This window comes from Nocardiopsis synnemataformans (genome assembly GCF_965343085.1).
In the GTDB taxonomy this organism is placed as follows: domain Bacteria; phylum Actinomycetota; class Actinomycetes; order Streptosporangiales; family Streptosporangiaceae; genus Nocardiopsis; species Nocardiopsis alborubida.
Genome location: NZ_CBDRFA010000027.1, coordinates 23,776 through 50,669 on the forward strand (window position 1 = coordinate 23,776; position 26,894 = coordinate 50,669).

The window sequence follows — 26,894 nt, forward strand, 5'->3', positions numbered from 1 at the left end:
CCCGTGTTGGCCCACCAGGTGCGCCCGCGGTGGTCGGCCACGACGATGGCCTTCATGGTGCTCGTGCTTCTTCTTGCCCGAGACGAACGCCCACCCGCCGCCTTGGCCCGCCCGGGGCCGCCGGACGTGGATCTCGGTGGCCTCCAGCCGCACTTGCACACCCTCGGCGTGGGCGTAGGCGAAAGGTGTCTTCCACGGCGCGCAGACGCATTCCCGGGCGGGTTGGGGACCGTGTATCCGCGCTCGGCCAGCAGGGCGCGAATCTGGCCAGCGGCGTGGGTGAGGAGTGGAGCGGTCCACCCCCAACAGCAGGCCTAGGACCGTATGCCGCAGGTCATGGCGCAGGTGGATCAGAGTGGCCACTAGGCGGTCGACGAAGACCAGGCGGTGCCGGGTGCTCGCACCTGTGACCCGCCTCCCGGCCCGCCCCGGGCTCGGTGCTGGCGATTCTCCATGGTCCTCTCCCAGTGGTGGGCCAGTTCCTCGACGAGCGCGACCAGGTGGTGCCGAAAGAGGCCGGTGAGCCGGGAATGGGCCAGGACCGAACGGTGAACCTTGATCGCCAAAGCCAGCGCATGCCACGATTCTTCAGCGGCGCCACTTGCTACCATGCACCAACTCGTAAGGAGATCATGTTCGTGGACCGTGAAAACGAACCTGAGAAGCGCAGTGAGGTTCCGGGAAAGGTTCACCCATTCCCGCCCGAGGGTATAGATCTGATCGAGTATCTGAATTTGAAGGAAAGGGCAAAGTCCTACATCGAGAGGGCAATGTATCTGTATTCGCAACTAGCCTTCGAGGAGCGCGAGTCCCTGAAAAAAGACGAATTTAATGATGCAAGCAACCGATGTGCGAAACTGCTGAAGTCTATGAAGTGGATGGAGGCTGAGGTGGCGAATTCCATTGTTGCCGAATATCCGGACCTGATCCGTCAGCTCCGCGAAAAGGTGAAGTGCGAAAACCCGTGAGTTGCGCCAGTGGTCCTCGAAATTCTTGTTGGGAAAGATTTGCACAACGGTAGCTGTAGCTGTTTTGCCTCCGCAATAATGTTCCCTTTTGCTTGGGCGACGGAAGGCAACTTGCATCATTGCAGGTCAACAAGTCATGGGTGTAATAGCCCCAATCGGAAGAGTATGGGGCTGGTGGCCGAAGCCGAAATGGCACAACCGCAAGAACGATGACTCTGGTATCAACTCGTCGCGACGGGAACGGGCCAACGCCTCCGGGCCTGCGAGCCACAACTGCCACCGGATTCTGGAGTCTTCATGCTCCAGGCGCGATGTGACCCCGCCCGCGAAACGCGTGCCGGATATAAAAATGGCATGATTTACTCATGCCGCTGATCTCGTGCAGTTGAAGCCATACCCGGACCGCGCGTTTGCAGCTGACCATCTTTGAGACCATGAGAACAACCGCGGGAGACCATGCGTTTCATTGCAACTGGCGGACGTAACTACACTACAGTGACCGTGGTTGCCTATGCACTCGGTCATTTCGCCCATACCGGCCCGCACACTCTCGTGCACGGGGCCTGTAAAACATTTGAAGAGGATGGGTCACCTTACGATCTCAAGCGCCTGAGCGACGGCCGACTGGAGCCCCCGGGCGCTGATCGCCTCGCACACTATATGGCCCTATCCTTGGGATGGACCGTGGAACCCTATCCTGCCCTCTGGTCCAAGCAGGGGAAAGTTGCTGGTCCTCTACGCAACCAGCACATGGCGTCGCTCGGTGCCGACGGGGTAATCGCGTTTCCCGGCGGGCGCGGTACCCGATCCATGATCGACGCCGCGCGAGCAGTCGGAATCCCCGTATGGAAACCCCGCCTGGCGAAAGCCGCCTAAATACTGATCTCATGCTGCCGAAGGAATACACACGCCCGGCCGCATCATGTAGGCTCACCCTCACCGCTGGACTCACACCTTCTCCTAGACGGCCAGCCATTCCGGCTCCGCATGCCCTATTCTCGCACCGGATGGGTGTTCTGTATCATCCGGTAACTTTAACTTTTCCCTGAGGCACCGAAGGGCGAAACATTGTTCCCCTTGCTGCCTTTGCTTGCGCTCTGTAGGCAACCACAAAGACGTTAGGAAAAAAAGTGACTCGTGCTTCCGTGCCTACCATCATCTCTACCGGCCCCACGTTCCGTTTATTCGACCAGTCCGTGCAAACGCACGATGCTCTTCCTGCGGGCACCTACAAGGTGCAGTTTTCGCCACTGGCAGGGTTCACGCTCCACCGCACGATCGACCTGGCCACGAACACCCAAGACATCTACGGTGAGCACACCACAAAACTCGACCGCATCATGCGCGCCTACGACCGCTCCGGACGCGCCCTCGGCGTACTCTTCAGCGGTGACAAGGGCATGGGCAAAAGCCTGATGGTCAGGATGCTCGCTGAGCGCGTGCGTATCCAGCTCGGTCTGCCAGTGATCATCGTTGACTCCGACGCTGACGGCCTAGCCGATTTTCTCGATTCTCTCGGAGAGTGCCTTGTTATCTTCGATGAATTTGAGAAAGTGTTCCCTGCGCGCACGCAATCCGACCAAGACAACCGTCAGAACCAGTTCTTGGGGTTGTTTGATGGGGCTTCTACCGCCAAGCGACTCTACGTGGTGTCAGTCAATGAGCTGGATGACCTCTCCGACTACTTCGTTAACCGGCCGGGCCGCTTTCACTACCACATGCGCTTCGCTTACCCCAGTGCGGACGACGTACGTCGCTACCTGCGCAACCAAGCCCCCAAAGCCGATGATACGCAGGTCGATGAGGTCGTGGCCTTCTCCCGCAAGGTCAACCTCAACTACGACCACCTGCGAGCGATCGCCTCAGAACTGAACGCCGGAGAATTTTTCAAGGAGGTCATCGGTGACCTGAACATCAAGAAGGTCGAGAGCGTCTATTACACGGTAACGAGCATCTTCGCTGACAACACACGCGTTACCACGAGTGCTCCACTCGACCTATTCGCGAATGACTCCAAGAAGATCTTCCTCATGGTAGAGCACCCTTCGGGAACGGATGTGAGCATCACCTTCCCCCGTGCGGCTGTAACACATCGCGGCGACCTCCTGGAGGTATCCCCAAGCGCTCTGAACAGCTCGGTATACACCTACGATGACGAGGAACGGGACATCAAGGAGACTAATCCGGCGTTTAAGGTCGTGGGCGTCGAACTCGCAGTGCAGGGCCAGCGCAGCTTCGCCTATTGACAGCAGGCATCTCACTTGCCCCGAAGCTTAAGGGGAAGGGGGCACGGCCCACTAGGCTACTGAGTTTTTCGTCAGTTGTGCGCGGGTGAGGGGCTTGACAGTGTGAGCATCACGGCATGCCTCTCACCGCCCAGCCCTCCGACCCTGAAGAAATCGTTCCGCCGCTGACCCACCCGCAACTGGTCCAATCCCGGCGCATACGCGCGGCCGAGCTCTTCGACCAGGGCCACCACTCTCACACTGAAATCGCCTCGATACTCGGCGTCTGCGCGGACAGTGTGCGGCGCTAGAAACGTCTGTGGGAGCAGGATGGGACAACGGCATTGCGCCGCTGCCCGGCCACCGGACGCCCGCCCAAACTGACCGATGCCCAGGTGGAAACTGGTGCGCTCGGCCCTGAAGGAGGGCGCGTTGGCGCACAGTTTCGAGTTCCAGTTGTGGACGCTGGTACGCGTGAGCTTGGTGGTGGTAGCGGGTAAGCGGGGTGGAACAGTCCTCCTCGGCGGTGTGGCAACTGCTGACCGCGCGCGGCCGGGCTGGAGCCAGCGACGACCCCAGCGCAAGGCCGCCGAACGCGATGAGGACGAGATCGCCCGATGGGCGACCCACGAGTGGCCACTCATCAAAAAGGCCTCTGAAAAATCGGGCATGGATCGTCCTCTTCGGCGAATTGGGCATATCGCTGCTGCCGCAGGTGCGCCGCATCTACGTACCCCGCGGCCACACACTCACCCTGACGCACCGGTTGAACTGGAAGAGGGCCTCGATGGCCGCCGCGCTCGGCTACCCCGCCGACGACTACCAGCCCGCCGCTACACGCGAGGGCCGCCCCCCACGCCCACCACCACCCGCTGTACCCCTTCGACTCTCAAGGTCCGTTGCGCTACAACTCCGCGATGCCGCGCCGCCGGTCGCGGGTGATCCCCGACCCGCTCTAGGACAAGCTGTTCACCTCCATGGGCAGCAACCGCGATCGGGCGATCCTGTCGCTGGACGTTAGTACCGCAGCCCGCGCCGGGGAGCTGCTGGGCATACGCGGCGCCGATGTGGACTGGGGCGAGCAGCTGATGCGTGTGGTGCGCAAGGGCACCCGCGCCCAGCAGTGGCTGCCCGAGAGGCCGGACTCCCTCGTCTGTCTGCGCCTGTACCTGGACGATGAAGCGTTGTGGTGGTACGCCGGGCCAACGCCGCCTTGGTCACCAACTGGACGATGCACGATCTGCGCCACACCTGCGCGCTGCGCATGGGTCATCACGCCCGTGCAGAACTTCCTGAACCAGCCGCGGCCGCCCACCACGGCTACCCCGGCTCCGGCTATGATCCGGCCGATCTGGCCGTGCTGCTGAAGGAGACCCGGTGACCGCGACACACCTATCCCGAGCCGCAGACCCACGACACCGCCAAGCGCAAGGGGCGACGAGGACACCCGACTGTGGGCCATATCGGAAGGAGACTAGCGCTGCGAAGCGTTTCGCAAGTTCGAGACCCAGGCAGGCCTGTGATACCTGCTGCAATGCCGCCTGTTCCTGCCCGGATAAAGGTTCCTGTGGGCCTACTGCCCCAAATGCCTCTTCGGTCTCATTCGCCGCACCATCAGCCCAGGAGCTGTTTGGGCACGCCCAGGCCCTGACCGAGCATCCTCCGCCGGACAAACGTCACGCGGCTGACGCCCTCAAAAGGACCTGTGCGCCTAGTCGCTGGTTACCTTCGGACGCACCCTCAAGGGCATCCACACCGCGTGGAAACTGCTGGAGCCCCTGGGCTTCATCGACCCTGGCACCTTCTGGAGCTCCCTGTTCCGTAAGAGCCAGGTCAGCATGGCCGAACTGGTCGACGTCTACTATCTGCGATGCGCCCTCATCCCGTCTCGTGCCGGGACGGTCCTATAGATGTCAAGTGAGGCTGAGATCGGTTCTCAGATCGCGGAAGACTTCCCGAACGATGAAGCGCTTGAGGCAGCGCAGCACGTCCTTCTTCGACAGACCCTCGGCACGACGGCGGCGCATGTAGTCAGTGCTTCTCTGGTCGTAGCGGAGCCGGCAGACGGCAATCATGCGCAGAGCACGGTTGGCCTGTCGATCGCCGCCACGATGCAGCCTCATCCTGCGGGACTTTCCGGAACTGACGGGAATCGGTGCGACACCGCACAAGCGCGCGAGACCGGCCTCGGAGCCGAGCCTGTCGAGGTTCTGCCCGGCGCTGACCAGCAGCTGGGCCGCGTGGCCTGTCCCGATCCCGACTCGGGAGACGAGCGTGGGAGCCGTCCTGGCCACTAGCCGGTCCAGATGGGTCTGGACGGCGATGATCTCCTCGTCCAGCTCATGCACTCGTCTGGCCAGAGCTCGCAGGGCCATTTTTGCGGCCTGAACCGGATCCTGCAGCCGGGCGGTATCGGGGCAGAGCTCGGCGCATTGGGACGTTTTGCCGCGCCCGCCACGCGCGGTGATCTGTTCGCGCACCGATGCGGGAGCGGTGATCAGCGCGTTCTGCAGCTGAGTCAGCGCAGCCGAGCGGGCCTTCACCGCGGAGCTGCGCGCCAAGGAGAGCAGCCTGATCGACTCGACGGTGCCGGTAGTGCTCTTGGGCTTGGCTGTGGCTTCTCCAGACAGCACTTTGCGTGCGGCTGCCTCGGCATCGATCGCATCGTCCTTGCCCTTGCAGGCTCGGGTGTGGGGGTGGGGTGTGTTGACCTCGACCACGTCGACACCGGCGTCGAGCAGATGCCGCGTCAGCCCCGCGGCGTAGGAGCCGGTCGACTCGACACCAACCCGGTCCAGGAGACCGAAACGAGTGAGCCAGTCGAGAAGGTCTCGGTATCCGGCGGTGGAGACCGGGAACTCCTGGTCCGCGATTCGCAGTTCCTTGTCATCGAGTACGACTGCATGGTGGGTGTCTTTATGCGCGTCGATACCGGCGACGATCACAGGTTGCGTGGCGGCGGTGAGCACAGCGGTCATCGTGGGGCCCCTTCGCTTCGCGTACTGGACGACCGAACCGGTCCGGGCGGACACAACAGTGATGAGGTACGCGGAACAGGGTCCTATGAAGTCACGTCCCGTCCGGGACCGGTTGTCCGGACCCTGTGGAGAACCGCTCGAGGAGAGCCGACGGGTCCCGGCCAGGACAGCGACGTCAGGCGCGTCAGTTTATTAGGAAGTCAGACTCCCACCGAGCGGTTCCCCTCCATCCTCACTGTTTATTGGAGGCTCTGGTGTGTCCTGCGTTTTTCGGAGTCGGATTTCTGGATCCTGGGACCACGTGACCCTTGAAGGAGGGCATCGTGGGACGTCGTGGATACCCCGCCGAGTTCCGCTGCAAGGTCTTGGACCCGGTCCAGGCCGGACGCAGCGTCGCGGACGTGGCACACGATCTGGACATCTCCCGCCGAGACGGTCTACGCCTGGCGGCGCCAGGAGCGCATCGACCAAGGCCTGGCTCCGGGCCTGACCAGCACCGAGAAGACCGAGCTGGCCGCGGCCAACAAGCGCATCGCCGCGTTGGAGGCCGAACTGGCCATCCACCGCCGGGCCAGTGAGCTGTTGGGGAAGGTGGTGCCCCCAAAGGACGGTTCGAGGCGATCGCGGTGATGACCACGGAGGGAGATCCGGTCCAGGTCGCCGTCCGGGTCCTGGGGGTGTCGGAGTCGGGGTTCTACGCCTGGCGCGACCGCGGACCCTCGGCCCGCTCCATCCGGCATGTGCTGCTCACCGACGCCGTCCGCCAGATCCACGCCGCATCCAGCGGCGTGGATCTGGCGGACGGCGGGTGCACGCCGAACTCACCTTGGGCCGCGGGATGCGCGTCTGGCATGGGACGGTGGCGATGCTGATGTCCCGGGCCGGCATCAAGGGGATCGTCGGCCGCCGGAAGTGGCGGCGTGCGCGTCCGGACCTGGTTTCGGCCGACCTGGTGGATCGCCAGTTCGCCCGCCAGGGCCTGGATCAGTTGTGGGTCACCGATATCACCGAGCATCCCACCCGGGAGGGCAAGGTCTACTGCGCGGTGGTGCTGGATGTGTGCTCGCGGCGTGTGGTCGGGCGGGCGATCGATTCCTCGCCTACGGCCATCGAAGCTCACCACCCTGGCATCGACGCGTTGGAGATGCCCGCCGACGTGGTCGCGGCTTGGAGGGAGCGGCTACGCTCCTACACTGGCCGGGCCGGGGTCCGGCGCGAGCGTGGCGACCCCACCCAGGTGATGATGGCCGTGCGCATCTTTTACCTCGACCTTCAAGAATGGGCCCTGCCCCGTGAGCAAGAGTGACGCGCGAGGGCTGGAGAAGCGCAAGCGGGCCGTGGCCGCGCGCATGAACGAGCCACCCGCCAGCGGCTGCCGCACCTGCCGAAGCTGGTCGAGGACCTTGACAGCGGCGAGGTGTTCGATGCGGTCGAGTCCGAAGCCGATGCGTTCTGGGCTTGGGCGATGGCCGAGACGTTGCGCCATGCCAGTGTGCGCATCGAAGAGCTACATGCCGGACCAGTCCTTTCACCCGGGCCCCGGGCCGAAGCCAGTCGTTCCAGAACCGGCTAAGTCCGCAACATCCGCCTTGCCGACGCACTCCAACGCCAGACGTTCTCCGCGCCGCGGGCCTCGGACCAGCGCCGCCGTGACTGCGCCAGGCAGCGCGCCCGCGCGGCCGACTACAACACCGCCCTGCACCAGGTTGGCAGCTGATGATAGCCAGTGGCGGCCCGGACTGGCGAAGCGGGTGTCCCCGAAAATGGAGCTCACACCGGAGACTGATGCTCAGTGAGACAATGAAGAGCACTGCGTCCCGTTGGTCTTGCTCTAGCTCTAACGGCACACTGAGGAAAATTTCGCAAAGACCATCAGGGTTCGTTATCTGCTTGATCGGCTCGGGCCGCAGGCCTCCGTGATAGCGCTTACATCGAAAGAGAGGCGCGCCGTGCTCTACGGCACTGACATTACCGACTCACCCCTCACCGCCCTTCGGCTAGCTGCCGGGCGTAGTTTGCAGCACCCCGAGGACTTGTCCCACCCAGTCGACGTCACGCTGGTCACCGCTGAGAGGGTCGACGTTGGAACTGAGCGTGAGGCACAGGTGCAGCGCGGGCCACTCCAACTGTCGGGACCAGCAGCCATGATCACCGGCTACGCGGACGGGGCGAGATTCACGGCGTTCAGCGGGCTCGCCATCGACGCGGTTGGGATTGTCGGTTTGGCTGACGCCCTAGGGATTGGGCAGCAACCTCGAGTCGACTTCGGCAACACCTTCGAGTGGGTGGTACCAGGATGGCCGGAGGACTGGGCTAGTTCATCTCCGTCGTAGAGAAAAGGATGAGTGTGCCCTTACTCAAATGCACATGAGTAAGGGCACAAAAGCTTACCGTGAGCATGGTTTTTACCCGCGGAGGGCAGTACCGCTCCGGCGATCGTGGTGGTCTGCGGCAACGAACGCATCCACCACGCCCGCCTGGTGGGGGCCAGTTCGTGGCCGAGCATCCGGGTCTAAACCCTTCCATGTTCGTTCGTCGAGCAGCTCCTGGCCATCGCCGCGTCCCAGGACCAGTCCACAAGAACTGATCGACCGGTTCTGCAGCTAGAACGCTGGTAAACAAAGACACAAGGTCGAAAGCGGACTAGTTGTCGAGGTGCCCTAACCGAGCTCGTGTTCGTCATCGATGAATCGCGGGTGCTCTTCTGTATACACGAACTTGCTCATCGGCCGCTCCGCACGAGCATCGTTGTGTACTTTGTGATGGGCGGCTTGCATCTGTGAACCGAGTGCCTGCTGGGCTAGGTTCATGCCCGGCTCGACCGCTTCTCGGACCACGCGACCGATGCCACCACCCTGTTCGATGCGCTCTTGGGCGGCCTTCTGCATCTCACTCCAGCGTTTGCGGTCCTCTTCATTGACGAAACCGAGGAACTGCGTCAAGTCTACCTTGGCCATTATTTTCCCTTTCTGTTGCTGGTTGTCGAGAATTGCATTCAAATGTCGGGATGAAAATCGTTCCCCTGCTCTGGGGTGGATTCCGGTAGTGCGCTGCTTGCAGGCCGGGATTGTACCAGCTGTCTGCTGATGACGCTCTGACTGCCTCGCATGCTGTCTGTTCCTGGCGCGAGTACTTCCGGCGTCACCGTCGATCCACCAGCGAATTTCACCATCGGAAGTATGGTATCTTCGTGCTGCCCTGTCGCACGCGAACCGGGAACCGTGTGCTTTGTGACCGGATTCAAATCGAAATATTCACAGTCCTGCTGAAAAACTCTTCGGTGCTCGCCGCTGTATCCGCGCTTCAGCGCAGCTTCGTATTCGTGTTGGCGCCAGTTTTTTGGATCACCACCTTCCATGGCAACCAGTTCATGTACCAGCTTTTCGCAGGTGGGTTCAGTCACAGCTATTTTTTCGAGTGCTCTCACATAAGCGAGGGAGTGCAAACGATCCTGATTTGCGAGACTGAGAAACTTCATTGTGGCAGACATGCCACTCATTTCGCGCGTCCGAGCGTTGGATGCTTCATCCTGGCCCCAGGGCCTAAAAGAAGCTTCCTGGTCAACACTCGCTTGTGCCCGATCCGGGGGAAAAGGGATCGATGTTGCGGATCGATTCCGCCATACGCGCACAATGGGCCACATGTTCTGAGTCAAATTTCTGCCATTGCTTGCCTGCACTGTGTTGAGGACGTCGTTTGCCATGTGATTTGATATCGCTTCGATCAGCATGACTGTCCTTGCTTGATCATCCTCGGCGTCAGTCAAAACACTCTCATTGAAGAACCAGTCGCCTGACTTGCGAGCCGCACGTCCCAGTGAGACTCCGCGCAGCTCCATCTCGGCGAGCCGTTTCTCATCGACGTTGCCATGCTCGTCGACCAGGCCGACTCGGCGACATACCTCGCCCCTTCTGTACATGACCGCTTCATCAAGGGCAGCGAGGGGGCCGGTCGCAGCCGGTTGTGGTGTCGCTCCATGCTCGCTGCTGCTTGGTGACGAACTCCGCTCACCGTCACGTGCGTCGTCGTTGAGAGGATCCGCATCGGCAACATCGGCCTCCGCTGACTCGGAAGGAGAGTCTGGTTCGGGTTCAACCCAAACCCAGGTGCCTTCCCCTGGGCGTTCACGGGCCTCGTGCTCACCGAACCCGGCGTACTTCTCGATCAAGGTACGCAATCGCTGTTCCCACTCAGGACCCAGGCTGTCGAGGCACTGCGCTACCATCCGCGGGTGCGCGTGCAAGGATTCGAAGAGTCCCCCCATGTAAACCAGCTTTTGGTCCTGGTCACTGATCCCGTCACCACGCATGGATGAAAACATTGCACGCGCGCGGTCGAATCGCGCGCGGGCCGCGTCGTCTTCGGTCAACTCAACAGTTTCGGGGTACTCTCGAGTGATAGAACCAATAATGTACTGCTCTAGGACCTTACCGAACTCAGCTGGGCTATTGGCACTGGAGAGTTCGCCGTACACGGTCTGGGCCACCGCAACGCGGTGTTCATCGGTGCCCATCGGTTCGCGCAACGTGAAGGCACCACCGGTGATGACATCACCGTTGTAGACATCGACGTAGTCACCGGTCCAAGCTGTCAGCGACTGCGTGGTGCCTTCCACAAAGACTGGTTGAGGTTCGGTCTTGATGAACCGGCCGTGTCCCAGTTCGGAGAAAACTGCTGCCTGCTCAGGGTCGCGTTCGATGAGTTGGCCAACGATGATGCGCATGTTACGCGCTACCGCCTTACGGTCCAGGCCATCGTCATCCACATAGCCGTAAAGCGCACTGAGAGCAGTCTCAAAGTTTTTCTTGATCAATTCCCGGTCAGCGCCGGGTCTGCGCATCTCGTCGTAGGCGTTTTGTGCAATACCGACGTGCGTCAGTGCAGCACTGTGCTCGGTGAACAGGTCGCGGTTACCGCGTTCCATCCGTTCAATGCGCTCAAGCCTCCTGCGGTGACGCATCCCGGACAGGCCTCGCATGCCTTCCCGGCCCTGCCCCGTCTTGTCGAAATAGCGAGCTTCTTTCTCTCGCGACCTCTCTCCTCTGGCGATGATCTTCGCTTCACTCCGGTCCAGGCGTTTTCCGATTGCGGTGGCCACCTGCCCGGCATAGTCGCCTACCTGAATGCGGAAGTTCGGCGAGAGCAGCCACATCGCTGTTCCCATGCCGACCGAACGGAGAAGATTTTCTGCGCTGACTCCACGCTGGAGTGGTTGCAAGCACTGGAGCACCATCATTGAGGCGTACGCCTGGTGCAGATTGCTGAGCTTTTTGCGCTGTGTACGAATGGATTCACTAGCAGAAGTCATACCCGAGGTGCGCAAGTGGTGAAGGAAATCCTTCTGCGCGAGCTGTGTTTGCAGCTTGAGCCGGGCGCGCTGATCACCGTTGGGCCCAGCCGCGTCGTTCCGGGTCTGCTGTTCTCCACGAGCCCGTTTACGCTCGTACGCTTTGCGCTGCCCCTGCGGAGTGTTCGATGTGCGCTGCTTGCGATGCTGCCGCGCTTGCCGCACGCGCTCACCAGTTTGGGCACCGACCTTGCGCACTCGTTCGCTGAAGGTTTCGACCACTTCGGCGTCCACGATGTTGTCATCGGGATCTGGGTGCGTCTCAGCGTCTAACGTCCTCTTTTTGCCGGTCGCCACGCCCACTCCTGTCTCGTCTCAGTGCAGCGACGGGTCCACGTCGCTTGACTCGTCCAGTTCCTGTTCGGGCAGCGTCCCAGGCCTGGTGTGCTCGGCAGCCGCCGCGGCATCGATCACTTCTACTGCAGGGCTAGCGATGGTGTCGTCATGATTGTGCTGAGCGGTCGCTTTGTTGAGTACGGTTGGCGTTACCGTCGAGCGGTCGTCTGTCCATCTCAGAGCACCGATGCTGTGCTGCGGCATGGGGACCGCTTCACGGGAGTAGTCCACACCACTCTCGAGGACTCTTCTCGGTGGCTGGGGAACTCGCTGAGAAGCCGGACTCTCGTTGAGCCGCTGGTACTCCGGTTTGCGCTCGTAGAGCGAAGCGACGTCGACGCCCATCTGCCGACCCATCATCCCGTCGTGGTCCAGGCGCATGATCCACGCACTCGTGGCGGGAGCCAGCACTAGCGTGCGCTGATCGTGAACGTAGTTGAGGACTTGGGCCAACGCCACCCGGCCAGAGTCATAGCACTGACCGAACGTGCCTACCTCCTCAGAAAGGCGGCAATGGTGGACCCCATCCGCTTGACTGCCTTTCGACGAACCGATGTCGTTCGTCGTGTGATCCAACGGGGTGCCTGCGGGGTACAGTGCCTCACGAAAACCCCACAGTACTGCTGCTTCATCACAGATGGCTTGATTGATGTAGCGACACACTTCATTGTGTGTGAAGCCAGCTTCGTTGCGGACGAAATCTCTCACCACCGAGGCTAGGGACGAGGAGGTCACGTTTTCCCCTGCCTTAGACTCACCATCCGAACCTGTGCTGATATGCGAACTGCCGCTCCTTCGGCTACCAGACATCGCATCTCACTACTCCTACCCTACCCATGCCTCCAGGTTGCCTGATAGACCCCACCAGATCAAGGGGACTGTCTTCCCTCGTACTCTTCCGGTCGCTGCTGGGTGCGAAACTTTGCCGGTACGAACCCCTCCGGAACGTCCTGCCCAGTATGCGAATTTGACTGCCTCCCAACGTGCTGATACGGCGGCACATGCTTAGACCGCATCTGGTCGCTGCCTCGCCAGCTCTTCCGCTCTTGTGTGGTCTGAACCGCAGGCGCGCCAGTCGCTACCTGGGCTTTTTCCCCGGGTCGGAGCTGCGTGTCTTTGTTGCCCAGCGCCCGCACATCACCTGGACGATTAAAGCCTTCCTCGGCCTGCCCCACCGCCTTTTGATTTTTCGTCACTAGGTACGGGGTGAACCAACTACTACGCTCACCCGCGAACAGGTTTGAGTTGGCCTTCGCAGCCTCGACCAGGTCCTCGAACTCGCCGCCATAGGCCAAGCGGTCCAGCGTCGAGCCCCTACGTTCGCTGTTCTGTCCTTGGTCCTCAGGACTGGTCATCCGGCCTGTCGTCGGGTCGGTGAGCGCATGCGCCACCGCCTCGACGTGGGCAGGGTTGATCGCGACATTGAGGCCTTCCTTGGACGTGTACATCTGCAGGAACGTTTCCACCCACTCTTGGGTTGTGGCTTGGGCTTCGATGCCGTTCTCCTCGCGCGCCACCTCCCAGGATCCGCTGCCGTGATCACTCTGTCTCTTCTCCACCCGCAGGCCCTTCCACAAAGCGCGGACAGGTCCCATGATCATGTTGTACTTGTGTAGGGCCTCCTCTGGGTCATGCTTTGACTGGAGAATTGACTGTGTCACTGGGTAGGTCAGCTCCAACACTGCTTGGAGTTCCTCGCCGCGCAACGCCTTGACGCCGCGTTGTGAGTACATCCCAGCCACGCCAGTACCGTGCGATTTGACTGCCGTGGCGATCATGACGCCGTGGTCGTCCTCACGTGTGTGCTGGGGGCGTCCCAGGTCGGCAAACGTGTCGGGGTCAACCCCCAGATAGCGTGAGTAGTCGCGGAGCTTGGCCACCGAGCCCTTGGCCCCGGGCTCGATACACGCCTTAAGCACACTCCGCATGTGCGCTTCGGTCGAGTCGAAACGCAGTACCGCGTCGCCGTATTGGTCTTCCAGCGCCTCGCGGTAGTACTCGCTCAATCCGCGGACCAGCTCCCGGTTGCGTTTCAAAAACGACGCACGGTCGATGGTGCCCTCTGTCAGGTCGGCGTAGTTGTTGTTCGCCTCTCGCTTTAGTTCTGCGAAGACTGCCGCCAGCTCGGGCCGCATGTGTTGAGACACCTTGACGTCGAGGGCGTTTTGCATCGCCAACTGGTAAAAGCCGTCCTCATCTAGACTGCCCAGCTCCAGCAGGTTTGCCTCAACCGTGAGCCGCTCCAGGGCTTCAGCCTTGGCTGCCTTGGTCGTCAGTCGAAACACGCCCACGGAGTCGCCGTCGAAGTCGCCATCGAAACTCTTGTCCATGACAGGGTTGATTGCCACGCCAGTCAGCCGCTCGTCGATGGCTACGCGCATGTAGCGCACACCACCATCGCGAAGTACTGGGTCGCGCCAAATCATCGCATGGTCGTCCTCGGAAAGGCCGAGCGCTTCCGCCATAGCCGGGCCCATCGCGACCTGGTCAATGTCCAGTCGCGGATCGCAGGTCCACACAGCCGTCGCCGAGTTGGGTAGAGAGATCGACATCACGTTTTCGCGGAAAAAATTTCGCTTTCCTGAAAACCGTCTTCTTTTCAGGTCCTCAGTGAGAACGGCGTAGGTTCCTTGTGCGCGGCGAGGCGCCTCCTGAACCATCCTTTCCAGATGATTAGCCTTTTTCGGATCTTTTTCATCAGCCAGACGCTCCATGGCATGGCGATACCGGCACGCCTCTTTAAAGATGGCCAAATAATAGCGGGTGTAGTCGTGGGTGGTGCGCACTCCATCGCCAAGGTCTTGGCCGCTACGCAGATGCGCTGACATCACCGGAAGTCCCCATGATGTCTCACTGACCTTAGGCACCGTCGCCCCAGTGGGCATTTGCAACGGGAAAGGCAGCTCCATCTCGCCACCCTTGTTTCCGATCTGAGCACCGAAGTCCTCACGCATTTGCTTCCAATTGAGCGTGCCTTTAGCAGTGCGTATCAACTCAGGCATCGCGAACAGCCTGCGCGCGGAGCCTTCGGTCAGGTCGTCGTAGCCGATACGCAGGGTGCCGTCAGGTTCGATATCCAGTCCCACAGCCACCAGCATCTCGCGCAGGTTCGATGCCGCCGCGGTGTTAGGACCGTAAATCTCAGCCATGACGTTGCTGCACTCCTGGGCGCTGAGCGCCCAGGCCAGCTGAGCGGACGCTCTACGGCCTCGGCCTTCGGTCTGATCCTGCTGGTCGTAAACCCGAGTACCCTTGTCTGCGGTTTTTCCAGTGATGATGTAGCGCGCATGGCCCACGGCACCGGGCACCATGCCTTTGTCCAACAACCTTAGGTCCTGTGGATCTTCCATCATCTCGCGAGCGGTGCCACCGTTGAAACGGCTCACCGCGGAGAAAGGCGGCATGATCACGTGCAAAGCAGGGTTGTCGGCAAATACTCGATGAGCACGCACTAGACTGGAGTCATCTGCGTCGAAGTCGACGCCGGGAAGCGCATCGCGGTCGACCGTGAGCGAGATAACACCTTTGTTGCCGTGCAGGTCACTGATCTTGTCTCCGGGTATCAGTGGACGCATCAAACCGTCGGCACCGCGGATGCGGTACTTTTCGGCGAACTCCTTCGAGACGACCACAGGATCATCCAGGCCCCAACCGCCGAAGGTCATTAGGGCAGAGCCCTCTTTGTCAGTAATCGCCGATGCGTTGAGTAAGTTCACCAAGGTCATCTGTCGGCGGTCCCACGGGTTGTGTTGCATCGCGGTCAACTGAGCCATGGACGCTAACGGAGTCCGACCGCCCTTAGCGCCGACGGCAATCGTCCCGTCCTGCTCCACCCGCGCGTCCGCTGTAAGGTAACGAACAATGCCCTGGTTAACTGAGTTTCCTGTCATGTCCGGGTCAAAGAACCCAGACCCTTCTTCGGACAGCACTACCATGTTACGGCCAGTGCGAATCAACGGGGCGTCGAAGTTGTCGTTGCTTGGATCCCAGCCGGGGTCGTTTTTTGCGTTCCACTCGGCGTGCATGGTCGAGCCTGAGGCTAGCGAACTGGGGTAGCGCACCCGCCGGGCCTCGGTGGCCAGGATCGACTCGACCCATTGCCGGGACAGACCTTGTTCCTGGGCTCGCGTAATGAAGTCGACCTCATGGCGGGTGTCATAAAGTGCGCGGTAGACGCCGTTGAGGGAGCTAGGGTCACCGATCCGCGTGCGCATGGTCATCATGTCGCTGGCAATACGGTGCTCGATCCGCTCGGCCATGGTCTGTTCGTATCCCCGCAATACGGTGCGCTCTTCGACAGATTTTTGCTCACCAAGCTTTTGTGGCAACACGCGAGCTTCGTATCCGGGCACAAACATGTAATTGTCTCCGGAGGCGAATCGGGTCACTACTTCGCCATGTTGGCCGGGGCTGAAGATCTGTCCTATCTCGCCAACAGCAGGTCTGAGTTCCGTACCGTTCTGTCGGTACCGGTCGACCGTGTAGCGAATGATCCCGTTTCCGTCCACCTGCAACGAGGTGATTCTGCCACCCTTGCGTTCAATCGCCTCGGCAGTGACCTTCAGCATGCGACGTATGAACGGATCCTGGACCTTTTGTGCAGGTACCGCGCTGGCGGGATCGAAACTAATCAGCCGGTCCCGTACACTGCGGGTATGAAAGCTATCACCCATGAGTTCATTGCCTGGGATGCCCACCACGCGCAGCGCCGCGACAATATCGGCCTGATTGCGAAACTGCCCATATTCACTGGCCATCCGCGCGGCGACCCTGCCAGGGTTGAACCTCTCCCTGCGCATGAGTCCGCCGACGTCATTGACCTCACGGAGCTCGAAGGTACCGATAAACCCATCGGGGGCGTTCTGGGCATGATCGCGCACTTTCTGCTCAGGTGTGCCAGTGTAGGACAACTGGGCCACGAGCTTTTCGTGGGCCGCACGGGAGGCTTGGCCCTCCATGGTCAGCTCGCCGAGGATTTCGACTCTGGCTCGATACTCCTCCTCTGTGATGCCGGGTCGCAACAGTGTGCTTTGTGCTCCGCGCAGCACGTCCCAGTAAGAGCGCTGCACCGCGGCGATCTCGGGATCACCGTCGAAATCAGGGAAGTACTCCCCGTCAATGGCCGCCTCGGCGTTAGCTTTGTACTCGGTGATAAGGCCATCAGCATTCAGGGAGGCGTGCATGTTTTTCCGAGCGCTGGTCACCGCCTGGTGTAGAAATTCTGCAGCTTTTTCTGTATTTCCGAACCATGTGGAGGCGGCTGTGCGGTTAAAAGCGTCCTGGCGAATGTAGACGAACGCGCCTGGTATTTTTCGGCCCCTCACCTCTGCCTGCTTCGCCACGAACATGGCAGCGTTGTCACTTTCTGAAAAGTAACTGTTGGGGATTTCGTGCGGCTTGGTGCTTCTCCCTACATCATGTCCACCGAGTTGTCCGACCCATCCGTTATCTCCACGCCGAACGCTCTTGCCTTGTGCGAAGCGCAGGAGTTCCACGGCCTCTTCCGGTGTTGGCACATAGTGCGCCGTTGCGTTCTGGCCCATCGGCTTGTAATTGGTTGAGTAGGTCGTAGCCACTCCGTTGTCATAGACACGGCCGATGTAGTGTTCTTTCGCACGAATATCGGTGATGCGCACCTCTATCTTTGTGCTTTCGATCACGGCCTTGAGTTGGCCGCGGTAGCGGTCGGGTTCGATCCGGTACTCCACGCCTTGGTTGCGCAGCTCATCCAGAATTGCCACGGAGCGGCTCAGGGCTTGCGGACTCATGCACCGGTCAGGATCGACGTAGCCTTTCTCATTGCGAGTGCCCCGAATCACCCAATTGCGTGCCTTGCGGTATTCCGCTTCGCTCATCCTGCTCATGAGTTCACTCATGCCGGTTGCGTCGTCGTCGCTGTAAGCCCGGCCTGCCTTAGCAAGGTTCTTGCTGAGTTCGTCGTAGCGGTATAGCGAGAAATTTCTGTCCCGTACGTTGTGGAGCCGATCAACACGTCCATGCGTGAACCCGCTCATGGCATCTACCAGTTCGAGAGGAGCGTAAAGCTGCCGTGAGCCTTCTTTTTTCACTACATGCCGTGTTGACCAGCGTGGATCGTAGGGAGAAATTGGCAGCGAAGGGCCTCGCACACCCGGTTCCGGTTCAACGATGCGTCCCTGGTGCACGCGGCGCAGTCCCGTGATGTCGTGGAATTCCACGAAGGCGCGCCGATAGAGTTCGTTGGTGTGCGTGGCGTCAGAGAATAGGCCCCCGTGCCCCTGCCCGCTCAAAACCTTCTCTACCGAGGTCAACAACCTAGAGACACCAAGGTTGGGGTTGCCTATCCCACCCTCGACTCCTCCTGCAATCAGGTCTGCATCCAGCCTGCCACGTAGCATCCGGGCGGTCGAAACAAGAACGGTCTGCTTCGTCTGCCTTTGCACCTGTTGGATCGCCCGGTAGAACACGTGCTCGTAGAGGTACCGGCGTAGACCAGGGCTCTTCGGGTCCATGTAGGGCTTCCTTGCGGGACGGAGCCCGAGTTTGGGCTCAGTGTCGGTTTTATGGTGTATCGACTATAACGTCGTGGTCAAGGCTAGGGCCATAGGCCAAGCGCTCGCTCTCACCTGAATCTGCTTAAGAAAGCACCCAAGGGCGTAGGAGCAGTCGGTCCCGTGTCCGGCTATTACACGTCACTCATCAGAGTGGCCATCGCCCGGTCGAACTCACCGCGTGCCAGGCCCAGCCAGCTCTCCTGCTCGGCGAGGAACTCGTAGAAGGCTCCGTGCACGCGGAACCCGTGCAGGTCGGCGAGCTGCTCCGGGTCCTCGGCGAACACCCCCTCCGCCTCGTTCTCACTGGCCTGCTGGAGCCGTCGCATCGCCTCGGACTCGTCCTGGCGGGAGACGTAGACCCGCGAGCCGTCGGCGCTGCGCAGCGAGCCGTCCGTGCCCACCGAGAAGTGGGCGCTGTCCTGTTCGAGTGCGGGGCGCGCCGTCTTGTACGCCTCGATGATGTGTGTGTCCAGCGGGCCGTCCAGCGCGCCCGCGTGAGGTCGCACGGGATCGGAGGAGAAGTGGACCAGCATGTCGCGGCTGATCTGCCTGTCGGCGTAGCGCAGCTGACGGAACCCGTCCATCCTCGCCTGCTGGTCGTCCACGGCCTGCTGGGTCGCCACGTCGTACTCCCAGGGCATGTCCAGGTCGATGGCGCCCTCCAGGTCCTCGAGGTCGACCTCGTCGGAACCGCCCAGGTCGTGCTCCTCGGCGTAGGCCTCGCCTCGGGCGGCGTCGACCAGCTCCATGACCTCGTTGGCGTAGGTGTCGGGGTCCAGTCGCGCGACGTCCACCTCGGTGAGGTCGTGCGCCACCTTGTACTTCTCGCGGCATTCGGCGGTCAGCTCGGCCTGCTGCATGCGCTTGGCCAGCATCGCCTCGAAGTCGGGCTGGTTCATGCGCACGTCGAAGTCCATCGCGCTGGACAGCGTCGGGATGGTCTGGAGCGTGTAGTCGTGCCCCGGGTGCGCGATCGTGTCCTCGAACATGCGCCACGACATCGGCAGGATCGTCTCGTTGCGGTTCCACACCGGCGGGTCGCCCGCCCGGAAGACGATCGAGTTGCGCTCGGAGATGAAGGCCATGTCGTTGTAGGAGATGACCGGCTCCTCCTTGGTCGACATGGTGTAGGAGACCTTGCCCTCCACGCTCATGCCCTTGACCAGTTGCCCCTTGTCCTGGGTGACGGTCTTGGAGTCCATGTAGGTGGTGTGGCGCTTGCCGGACATCTTCTCCAACGTGTCGAGCATCGAGTCGTCGGTGCTCTTGAGGAAGACGATGTTGGAGGTGTTGCCCTGCACGATCTTGTCCACCGACTCGCCGTAGACGTCGCGCAGCTGCTGAAGGGTCTGGAGGATGAGCGTGAACTGCTGCTCCTGGCCCAGCCCGATCGAGAGCATCGTCTCGAAGCCGGAGATGCCGTGTCCCTCCGACTGGAGGTTGCCCAGCTCGTCGAGCATGAACCGGGTCTTGTACAGGGGTTTCTGGTTCTCCTTGGTCATGTACGACTTGTCGAAGTTCAGGTCGACCAGCTGTTTGACCAGGATGAGGATGAGCTTGGCGTACTTCATCATGTGCGGCGGAGTCACCAGGAACACCATCTTGGGCTGCTCCGAATAGCGCACCATCGTCTGCGTGATCGCGTTGGCCTGCCCCATTTCCTTCTCGGGCAAGGCTCCATTGATGTTGGTCAGCCGCATCTGCGGATAGGTGGTGTGCCCGGGCGCGAACGAGCCGTCGTCCTGTTTCCTCAGCTCCAGCAGGATGCCGTTGCGGATGATCTTCTCACCGGTCACCGGGTCGGTGACGTAGAACCGGCCGTTGAGTGAGGTCTGGTAGTCCTTGGTGAACTTGAAGTGGAAGGTGCGGATGAGCATGCCGGTCTGCGGGTTCAGCAACCGCAACCGGATGTAGGCGACGTTGCCGGAGAACTTGCCCTTGAAGTAGTAGCGGGCCCAGCCTTCTCGGGAGACGATGTCCTCGTGCTCGAAGTCCCCGCCGAGCGGCTGCTCGAACCTGTCGTCGGCGTAGGCGTCCCACTTGGCCTGGGCGCCGATCAGGTGGTCGCGCTTGAGGTAGTTCACGGCGAAGCGCACGCCCATGCGACGCGGGAAGCTCAGGCCCCCCAGGTCGGTGTTCTGGCTGGGGGTGCCCGAGGTGAGCGTGGAGATCGTCGGGTCGGTGAAGAAGCTCATCGCCGTGATCGCGATGCCGTAGACGCTCGCCAGCATCTTATCGGCAGCGCCCATCGCCCGCAGCGCGTTGTCGGCGTTGCCGACCAGGGTGCGCATCGAGTTGGTGGGCAGCGCCTTGGTGGCGTTGAAGAACAAGGTGAGCATGTCCAGCTCCTTCTTGTCCTCCCAGAGAAAAGCTTTGCTTAGGGCCTCCTCGTGTTCGGCCTCGGCCTCCTCACCGCGGAACGTGCCTTGCTCCGGATCCCCAAACTCGCCCTTTTTGACCTTTTCTTTGACTAGGTCCACCGGGTTCTTGACCTTCTTGGCCGAGAGCTGCACGAACAACTGATAGCAGTTGTACAGCGTGACCTTGCCCCACTTCTCGTCGAGCTTGGTCTCCAGGACCTTGGGGTCCATGTCCACCCGGGCGGCGTAGGCGCGCAGTTCGCGCTCCTCCTCCAGGTAGTAGTCGATGAGACCGTAGGCGGCGCGCTTGAAGGCGTTGTTGGCGGCGTTGGGCCACACGGGGTCCTCTCCGCCGTCGAGCGGGAAGAAGACGTCGGCGATGTTCTCGATGTACATCGCGCACTTGGTCGAGTCACCCTCCCGGGCGGCTTCGGCGGCCATCCCGAGCGGGTTGTAGATGTCGGTCTTCATCGCGTTGATGAGGTTGAACTGCACCACCTGGAAGCCGCGCATCGTGGCCCGCACGTAGTGCTTGACCAGTAGCTCGCCCTTGGGGTCGTTGATGACCATGTTGTTGGGCTGCTTCTCGCGCAGCCACATGTCGATCATCGGCTCGATGTAGGTCTGCCCCTTGCCGGCGCGGGTGATGGCCAGCACCATGGTGTTGACCGGGGCCGTGTCGACGATGTACGCCCCGGCCGGACGCTGCACCTCGTACTCGGGGAACTCCCAGTCGGCGTTGATCATGTCCGCGACGGTCTTGTGCCCTCCGAGCTTGGCGCGGTCCTTGCCGTCGGGGTTGTAGGGGATTCTGGTGGTGTCGAACCGCTTGCGGATGTTCTTGTCCTTCGGCAGACCGGAGGCCTCGAACAGGTCGTCGCCGAACTTCTCGTCGATGAGGGGCAGTTTCCTGGTGACCGCCCGGTCATCGTCATCGCGCAGGATCTCGCCCTTGTGGTAGTCGACGTCCCCGTCGGAGTCGAGCACGTCCTCCTCCGCGCGCTGGGCGACCTCGATCGACTTGAGGCCCTTGCGGCTCGCCATGACGTGGCTGATCATCGAGGAGGGCTGCACCGAGCTGTGCGCGCCCACGTCGGGGAACCAGTCGAACTTGCGGACGACCTCGTCCGGCAGGGCGATGTGCTGGTCGCCGTGGTACTGGTTGATGTCGCTGGTGTCGTGCAGCAGGTTCTGCGCGTCCCGGTTGCGCATGAGCAGCAGGTAGGCGATGCCGAACGCGGCCAGGCCCCCGCCGAGCGAGACGGCGAGCTTGAGCCAGGTCAGGTGGAGGAACCATCCCAGGAGCGCGTCGGGCTCGTCCTCGCTCGCGGCCTCGATCTCCGCCCGCTGTGCGGCGACGTCGTCGAGCACCCACTGCGGCGGGTTCTCCAGGGCCTCGCCCTCGGTGCCGTGGCACGGCTGGTCGGGGACCGCCTGCCCGGCCTCGTCGAGGACGCGGTAGCAGTACTGGGTCGCCGACAGCCTCTCGCGTTCGACGAAGTCGGGGACCGCGGGCCCACCGAGCGAGGTGGCCATGGCGCTCACCGTGAACTGGCCCACCGACCACAGCGCCCACACCAGCACGGCGACGAGGAGGCCTGCCGCGACCGCGAGGACGGTACGCGAGGTGCGGGTCCGTTTGCGTTCGATGCGGGAGCGGTCGAGCTGCTGGGATTCGTAGACGTCGCGATTGGCACGTGTCTCCTCGACCTTGCGCGACGAGATCTTGTCCCACGCACTCGCTCTGGGACTGGAACTTTTTCTAGCCATGAAATGTACCCTTCTAATGTCGTGTGAGCTGCTACGCGCAGAGAACTCTGGTTTATCAGGAGATATAGCTGTGTTGGCCTGCCACCGACCAGAGCAAACAGAGAACCTTCTTTATCGTGGGGATTGGCGCTCTACCCAGAGATATTCCGCAGTGCCCAACTTTCCTAGAGGGACCACGCGGGGAGGACCATCGCGCTGGTGGTGCCGGTCGACCCGTATCCGATCGTCCAGCCGATGATGATGCCAACTGCGGTGAAAAGCAGCACTGCTAATGCCGCTAGGACCAGAAGGAGCCTGTTGAAACGGCCGTTGATCCGGTTAGTCCGCTCCAGCTCTTCGGCGTGTGCTCGTTTATCGCTGTCTCGCTCCTCAAGCCTGCTGTGGTGCTGTCGTTGCATGCCATCCGTCATGCTCTGCATCTGCGCATTCATATCGGTGTACAGCCGGTTAGCTGAGTCCAGCTGCTGATGCTTGGTGTGCATCTCGCTCTGCCACTCCTCCTCCCGTTCGCGCAATCGCCTCTTGGCCCGCTCACGGTCACGCTCCAGCTCGGCCTCCAACCTGCGCACCTGGTTCTCGTGGTCAGCCTTGAGCTTCTCCACCCGACTCGTGTGCTCGGCCCGCATCTCTTCGACCCGGTTGTCCAACCGCAGCTGTTCGGCCAGTGCACTGGCGCGGGCGATGTCATGCTCGCGGTTCTCGTCGATGAAGCGCGTCACCCTGGCGTTCCACTGCTTCAGCAGCTCCATCTCCGCCTCGCGCTGCGTGGCTTCGCGCTCGGAGAGGAGCTGGAAAGTACGTGTGGTTCCCAGCTGCAGCCGTGTGTGCGCGTCCTTGCGACGCATCTCCAGCACGAGCTGGCGTTGATGGGCGTAGCGCTCCTCGTAGCGGCGCTCGACCTCGGGGGCCACGTCGGCGATCCTGCGCTCCAACTCCGGGCGGTACCGGTCCCAGAACACCTGCCTGGCACGGGCCGCCGCGACCTCGGCCCGCTCGTCGGCGTCCTTTTCGTAGCGCCGGGTGATCTCCGCGCGCTGAGCGCCGACTTCCTCGGGCGCCTTGGCTTTAAGGCCGGCGAACTCCTCCTCGGCTGCCGCGGAAAGCATGTGATAGACCGAGCCCTCGCGCCGTTCGTCGACCTCGCGCATGACCGACTCGGCGTGCAAGCTCATGGTCTTGACGAAGAGCTGGCGCAGCTCCTTACGGTGATCACCGTGTAGCTTCTCCAGTTCAGCGTTGGCCTGCTTCGCCAAGAGAGCGACCTGCTCGCCGAGCCAGTTTGTGGAACTGTTACTGAGCTTGAGCTGCACCGACGGCGCCCGGACGTCGAACGTGGCCTCAAACTCGGTGAACGGGATTTCCAGATCCAGATCGTCGGGGAGAAACCGTCGTGCGATGCTTTCCCGCACCTGCTCTTCGGTGAACACACGGTCCTGGTTCTGCTCGGCATAGTGTCGCCAAGGGGGAGGCTGTCCCTCATCGCCCCCCGTTACAAAGCCTCCTCCTCCGTCCTCTTCTTCCTCGTCATCCATCTCGTCGTCGTATAAGCCGGGCCCGTCGCCAAAGTCCTCGGAAAGCGACGGTGCCATGTCTTCGGGGCTTAGTCCCTCGTCAAACATCTGCGACGAAGGCTCGCCGTCGTCCAGAAGGTCGTCTTCTAACTCGTTGTCGTTGACGCCTCCGTCGGGAGCGGTCGCCGCGGTCACCGCGGTGGCCAATGGTTCGCTTTCGTCAGATGCGCCCAGGACTGACGGCGGTGTCGTGGCGCTAGTGCTGTTGGAGGTCAATGGGTCGACATCAGCGCTATCCGCAGTGCCGCCAGAGCCCGTAGTCGTTTCGATCACCTGAGACCAGGCCCACGCTTGTGGCAGTAGGTCAGACAGACTGCGGCTGCCGTTGGAGATGGTCACTGCCTCCGAGTAAGACGTCGCCTTGGGGATGACGGCGTTCACCAACAGGCGTTGGCGGTCCTGGCTCGGGATGAGGACCATCCAGTAGTACGTGGCACCGGTGAGCAGCGAGTACTCCCCCATCCGCTCCAGCGTCTGGGGGGTGGGGATGATGCCGAGGACTTCTTCGTCGAGAAGCTCGCGGGTGGTGACGGTCTGGATGTGGTCGTGGTTGATGAGCTCGATGAGCGAGCCCTTGGCCTCGTCCTTCTGCTGCTTCTTGCTCAGCCCGCCGATGTTCTCCACCGGCAGGGCCAGGGCCACCCAGGAGTTGCCCCCGGGCAGAACGAAGAGGTCGTTGCGGCTCAGCAGGTCGATCGCGGCGTTGACGGTGCTCTCCCGCACCACGCTCGCCAGCATCTCCTCGGGCTTGCGCCGCTTGGTGCGCTTCTTGCTGTCACCGCTCGGTGAGGCGGCCTGCTCCGGTCCGCCGGAGGACGTGCCGTCGACCGTCCCCTTCTTCCGCATGCCGTCGATGAGTCCCATCGGCACATCCTCCCGTTCTGACCATGACGTTTCGAATGAACTCGTTTATCGGTCTGCATAAAGTGCTTGTCGCTTAGTGATCTGCTGCTGCCTCCTTGTGTCGCCTCATCGTGCGGCGGCCACCTCGATGTGGGATTCGCTTTTGAGAAGGCCCTTGTCCTCGCTGCGCATCGTGCCGCGCACGTCCACCCGCAGGACCCTCTCGTGCGAGTAGGCGTTGACGAACGCGGCGATGGCGGTGGTGACCTCGTCGGTCATCTTCGCGATCGCCGCGCGCGCGCCGCCCGCGTTGGAGTCGGTGTCGGCGTGGTCGTCGATGAGGTACTGGAGGACCCGTTCGGCGATCTCGACCCTGACCCCGTGCTTGACCATGACCTCGCGCCGCATCTGGCGCAGCTTGTTCTTCACGATCTTGCGCTGGGTCTCACGCGAAAGCGGCTGGAAGGGGACGATCGCGTCGATACGACCCAACAGTTCGGGCGGAAACTTGTTGTCGCCCTGCGTGGTGGAGATGGAGCGGCGGATCTCCTTCATCTTCTCCACCAGCTGTTTGCCCGAGCCGCTGTCGTCCACGTTGTACTGGGCGATCGTCTCGTAGATCTCCGAGCCCGCGTTGGTCGTGAGCACGATGTAGGTGTTGAGGAAGGACACCTGGCGGCCGTTGTCGTCGGAGAGCCTGCCGTCGTCGAGCACCTGGAGCAGCACACGCGTGATCGCCGACGCGGCCTTCTCGATCTCGTCGAACAGCAGCACCGCGTGCCCCATGTCCCACACTCGCTTGGTCAGCTCCGAGCGGAACAGGTCCAGGGATTCCTCGCGCGCGAACTCCGACATGTCGAAGCGGATCAGGTGACGCTGGTCGTCACCGAAAAGCAGCAGGGCGAGCTGCTTGGTGAGTTCGGTCTTGCCGACCCCGGAACTGCCCGTGAAAAGAAAGGAGGACATGGGCTTCGTTTTGTCGTTCAGGTCGGCGACGCACAGTTGCAGCCTTTTCGCCACCACACTGGTGGCGAAATCCTGGGAGAACACCGCGCTGTCGAGCTGCTTCTTGATCTGCACCGCGTCGACGCGGAAGGCCACGTTGACGTTCGTCGACTCCATCAGGACGTCCGCCAGCAGGTCCCGGTCCATGGGGCGGCCGGTGTGACGGTGCCAGCCCACCATCGAGTCGAGTACCAGGATCGACTTGCGCGGCTGCGTCGAGGCCGGGATGTAGCGGTTGGTGTACTCGTAGATCAGCTCGAAGAGGTGGTCGTCGTAGAACTGCTCGGCCACCCCGTAGCGCTTGGCCATCCCCTTGAGGATCTCCACCGTGGTCCTCTGGCCGGGAGGGTTGACGTTGATGCGCTGGAGGCGTTCCATGAGCGGCTGGTTCGGTGCCACGTACTTGTGGAACTCGTCGAAGGTCGTGGCCGCGATGACGCGGATGCCGCGCGCGCCGGAGGCCGCCAGGACCGGCTTGAGCGCTTCGACCGAGGCCGCGCTGAGCTGTACCACCTGGTGGAACTCGTCGATGAACAGCACCAGTTCGACGTGTTCGTCGGCGCTGAACCTTTCGGCCTCGTCGAACAGGCCCTTGAGCAGCGCGGCCATTTCGTCGGGGGTGCTCAGCCCGGCGATCATCCGGGCCAGGTCCACTTCCATGTACACCCGTTTGGTGTCTTTGAGCATCGCCGCCTGGACCAGGGCGGTCTTTCCCGCTCCGGCCGGAGCCAGCAGGAGGGCGTTGCACAGTTCGGGCCGGGCCATGGAGGCCATGAGCTGGGAGATCTCGTGCTCGCGGCCGACGATCTCGCGCTCGGGGGCTTTGAGGGGGTCGCTGTACCGGGCCAGCTTCGGGTAGCGCTCGTTGATCCTGTCGTCCGGGGAACCGTCCGGTTTGGTGAACAACTGCTATCGCCTCCGCGGACGGGAGAAACGCGAAATCATTCCATTTCTGTCG

The 26,894-nt window shown here is 61.9% G+C and carries 14 protein-coding genes; 6 read left to right on the plus strand and 8 right to left on the minus strand.

All coding sequences use genetic code 11. From position 1 onward, the window contains the following. The first annotated feature begins 470 nt into the window (after positions 1-470). The 3 genes from ACSIH6_RS17110 to ACSIH6_RS17120 all read left to right on the plus strand — a co-directional run bounded on the left by ACSIH6_RS17110 (position 471) and on the right by ACSIH6_RS17120 (position 4,574). Positions 471-968, plus strand: coding sequence for a hypothetical protein (locus ACSIH6_RS17110; RefSeq protein ID WP_435109301.1), 498 nt, complete (start codon positions 471-473; stop codon positions 966-968). 1,145 nt (positions 969-2,113) lie between these two features. Next, entirely contained in the window at positions 2,114-3,214 is a 1,101-nt protein-coding gene (locus ACSIH6_RS17115) for an AAA family ATPase (RefSeq protein ID WP_435109302.1), read from the plus strand. Between the two features lie 1,210 nt (positions 3,215-4,424). Further along, a complete protein-coding gene (locus ACSIH6_RS17120; protein ID WP_435109303.1) occupies positions 4,425-4,574 on the plus strand; it encodes a hypothetical protein in 150 nt (49 codons plus the stop codon). 532 nt (positions 4,575-5,106) lie between these two features. On the opposite strand, the gene ACSIH6_RS17125 is transcribed toward ACSIH6_RS17120, so the two are convergent. Then, on the minus strand, positions 5,107-6,171 hold the full coding sequence (locus tag ACSIH6_RS17125; protein ID WP_435109304.1) for an IS110 family RNA-guided transposase: 1,065 nt from the start codon (positions 6,169-6,171) through the stop codon (positions 5,107-5,109). Positions 6,172-6,504: 333 nt separating this feature from the next. On the opposite strand from ACSIH6_RS17125, the gene ACSIH6_RS17130 reads away from it, so the two are divergent. Genes ACSIH6_RS17130 through ACSIH6_RS17140 form a run of 3 tightly spaced genes read left to right on the plus strand, consistent with a single transcriptional unit; the run spans position 6,505 to position 7,477 of the window. Further along, positions 6,505-6,801 carry a hypothetical protein gene (locus tag ACSIH6_RS17130; protein WP_435109305.1) on the plus strand — a complete coding sequence of 99 codons (297 nt, stop codon included), beginning with the start codon at positions 6,505-6,507 and terminating at the stop codon, positions 6,799-6,801. Next, positions 6,801-7,043, plus strand: coding sequence for a hypothetical protein (locus tag ACSIH6_RS17135; protein ID WP_435109306.1), 243 nt, complete (start codon positions 6,801-6,803; stop codon positions 7,041-7,043). The genes ACSIH6_RS17130 and ACSIH6_RS17135 overlap by 1 nt, the downstream gene beginning before the upstream one ends. Continuing rightward, positions 7,037-7,477 (plus strand): DDE-type integrase/transposase/recombinase, encoded by a 441-nt coding sequence (locus tag ACSIH6_RS17140; protein ID WP_435109345.1) that lies wholly within the window; start codon positions 7,037-7,039, stop codon positions 7,475-7,477. Before ACSIH6_RS17135 ends, ACSIH6_RS17140 begins: the two co-directional genes overlap by 7 nt. A 1,354-nt stretch (positions 7,478-8,831) precedes the next feature. On the opposite strand, the gene ACSIH6_RS17145 is transcribed toward ACSIH6_RS17140, so the two are convergent. The 7 genes from ACSIH6_RS17145 to ACSIH6_RS17175 all read right to left on the minus strand — a co-directional run bounded on the left by ACSIH6_RS17145 (position 8,832) and on the right by ACSIH6_RS17175 (position 26,842). Then, complete coding sequence (locus ACSIH6_RS17145; RefSeq protein WP_435109307.1) at positions 8,832-9,128, minus strand: hypothetical protein; 297 nt, start codon at positions 9,126-9,128, stop codon at positions 8,832-8,834. Between the two features lie 38 nt (positions 9,129-9,166). Then, positions 9,167-11,815 carry a hypothetical protein gene (locus tag ACSIH6_RS17150; protein WP_435109308.1) on the minus strand — a complete coding sequence of 883 codons (2,649 nt, stop codon included), beginning with the start codon at positions 11,813-11,815 and terminating at the stop codon, positions 9,167-9,169. Between the two features lie 18 nt (positions 11,816-11,833). After that, entirely contained in the window at positions 11,834-12,589 is a 756-nt protein-coding gene (locus ACSIH6_RS17155; protein ID WP_435109309.1) for a hypothetical protein, read from the minus strand. A 134-nt stretch (positions 12,590-12,723) separates the two neighbouring features. Continuing rightward, positions 12,724-18,345 (minus strand): hypothetical protein, encoded by a 5,622-nt coding sequence (locus ACSIH6_RS17160; RefSeq protein ID WP_435109310.1) that lies wholly within the window; start codon positions 18,343-18,345, stop codon positions 12,724-12,726. A 173-nt stretch (positions 18,346-18,518) separates the two neighbouring features. Further along, entirely contained in the window at positions 18,519-22,517 is a 3,999-nt protein-coding gene (locus ACSIH6_RS17165) for a type IV secretory system conjugative DNA transfer family protein (protein WP_435109311.1), read from the minus strand. A 164-nt stretch (positions 22,518-22,681) separates the two neighbouring features. After that, complete coding sequence (locus ACSIH6_RS17170) at positions 22,682-24,952, minus strand: hypothetical protein (RefSeq protein ID WP_435109312.1); 2,271 nt, start codon at positions 24,950-24,952, stop codon at positions 22,682-22,684. 105 nt (positions 24,953-25,057) lie between these two features. Beyond that, positions 25,058-26,842 carry an AAA family ATPase gene (locus ACSIH6_RS17175; protein ID WP_435109313.1) on the minus strand — a complete coding sequence of 595 codons (1,785 nt, stop codon included), beginning with the start codon at positions 26,840-26,842 and terminating at the stop codon, positions 25,058-25,060. Positions 26,843-26,894 lie beyond the last annotated feature (52 nt).

Coding starts and splice junctions, on each gene's coding strand:
- ACSIH6_RS17120 (WP_435109303.1), top strand. CDS start 4,425: ATGCACGATCTGCGCCACACCTGCGCGCTGCGCATGGGTCATCACGCC.
- ACSIH6_RS17125 (WP_435109304.1), bottom strand. CDS start 6,171: ATGACCGCTGTGCTCACCGCCGCCACGCAACCTGTGATCGTCGCCGGT.
- ACSIH6_RS17135 (WP_435109306.1), top strand. CDS start 6,801: ATGACCACGGAGGGAGATCCGGTCCAGGTCGCCGTCCGGGTCCTGGGG.
- ACSIH6_RS17140 (WP_435109345.1), top strand. CDS start 7,037: ATGCTGATGTCCCGGGCCGGCATCAAGGGGATCGTCGGCCGCCGGAAG.
- ACSIH6_RS17145 (WP_435109307.1), bottom strand. CDS start 9,128: ATGGCCAAGGTAGACTTGACGCAGTTCCTCGGTTTCGTCAATGAAGAG.
- ACSIH6_RS17160 (WP_435109310.1), bottom strand. CDS start 18,345: ATGGACCCGAAGAGCCCTGGTCTACGCCGGTACCTCTACGAGCACGTG.
- ACSIH6_RS17165 (WP_435109311.1), bottom strand. CDS start 22,517: ATGGCTAGAAAAAGTTCCAGTCCCAGAGCGAGTGCGTGGGACAAGATC.
- ACSIH6_RS17170 (WP_435109312.1), bottom strand. CDS start 24,952: ATGGGACTCATCGACGGCATGCGGAAGAAGGGGACGGTCGACGGCACG.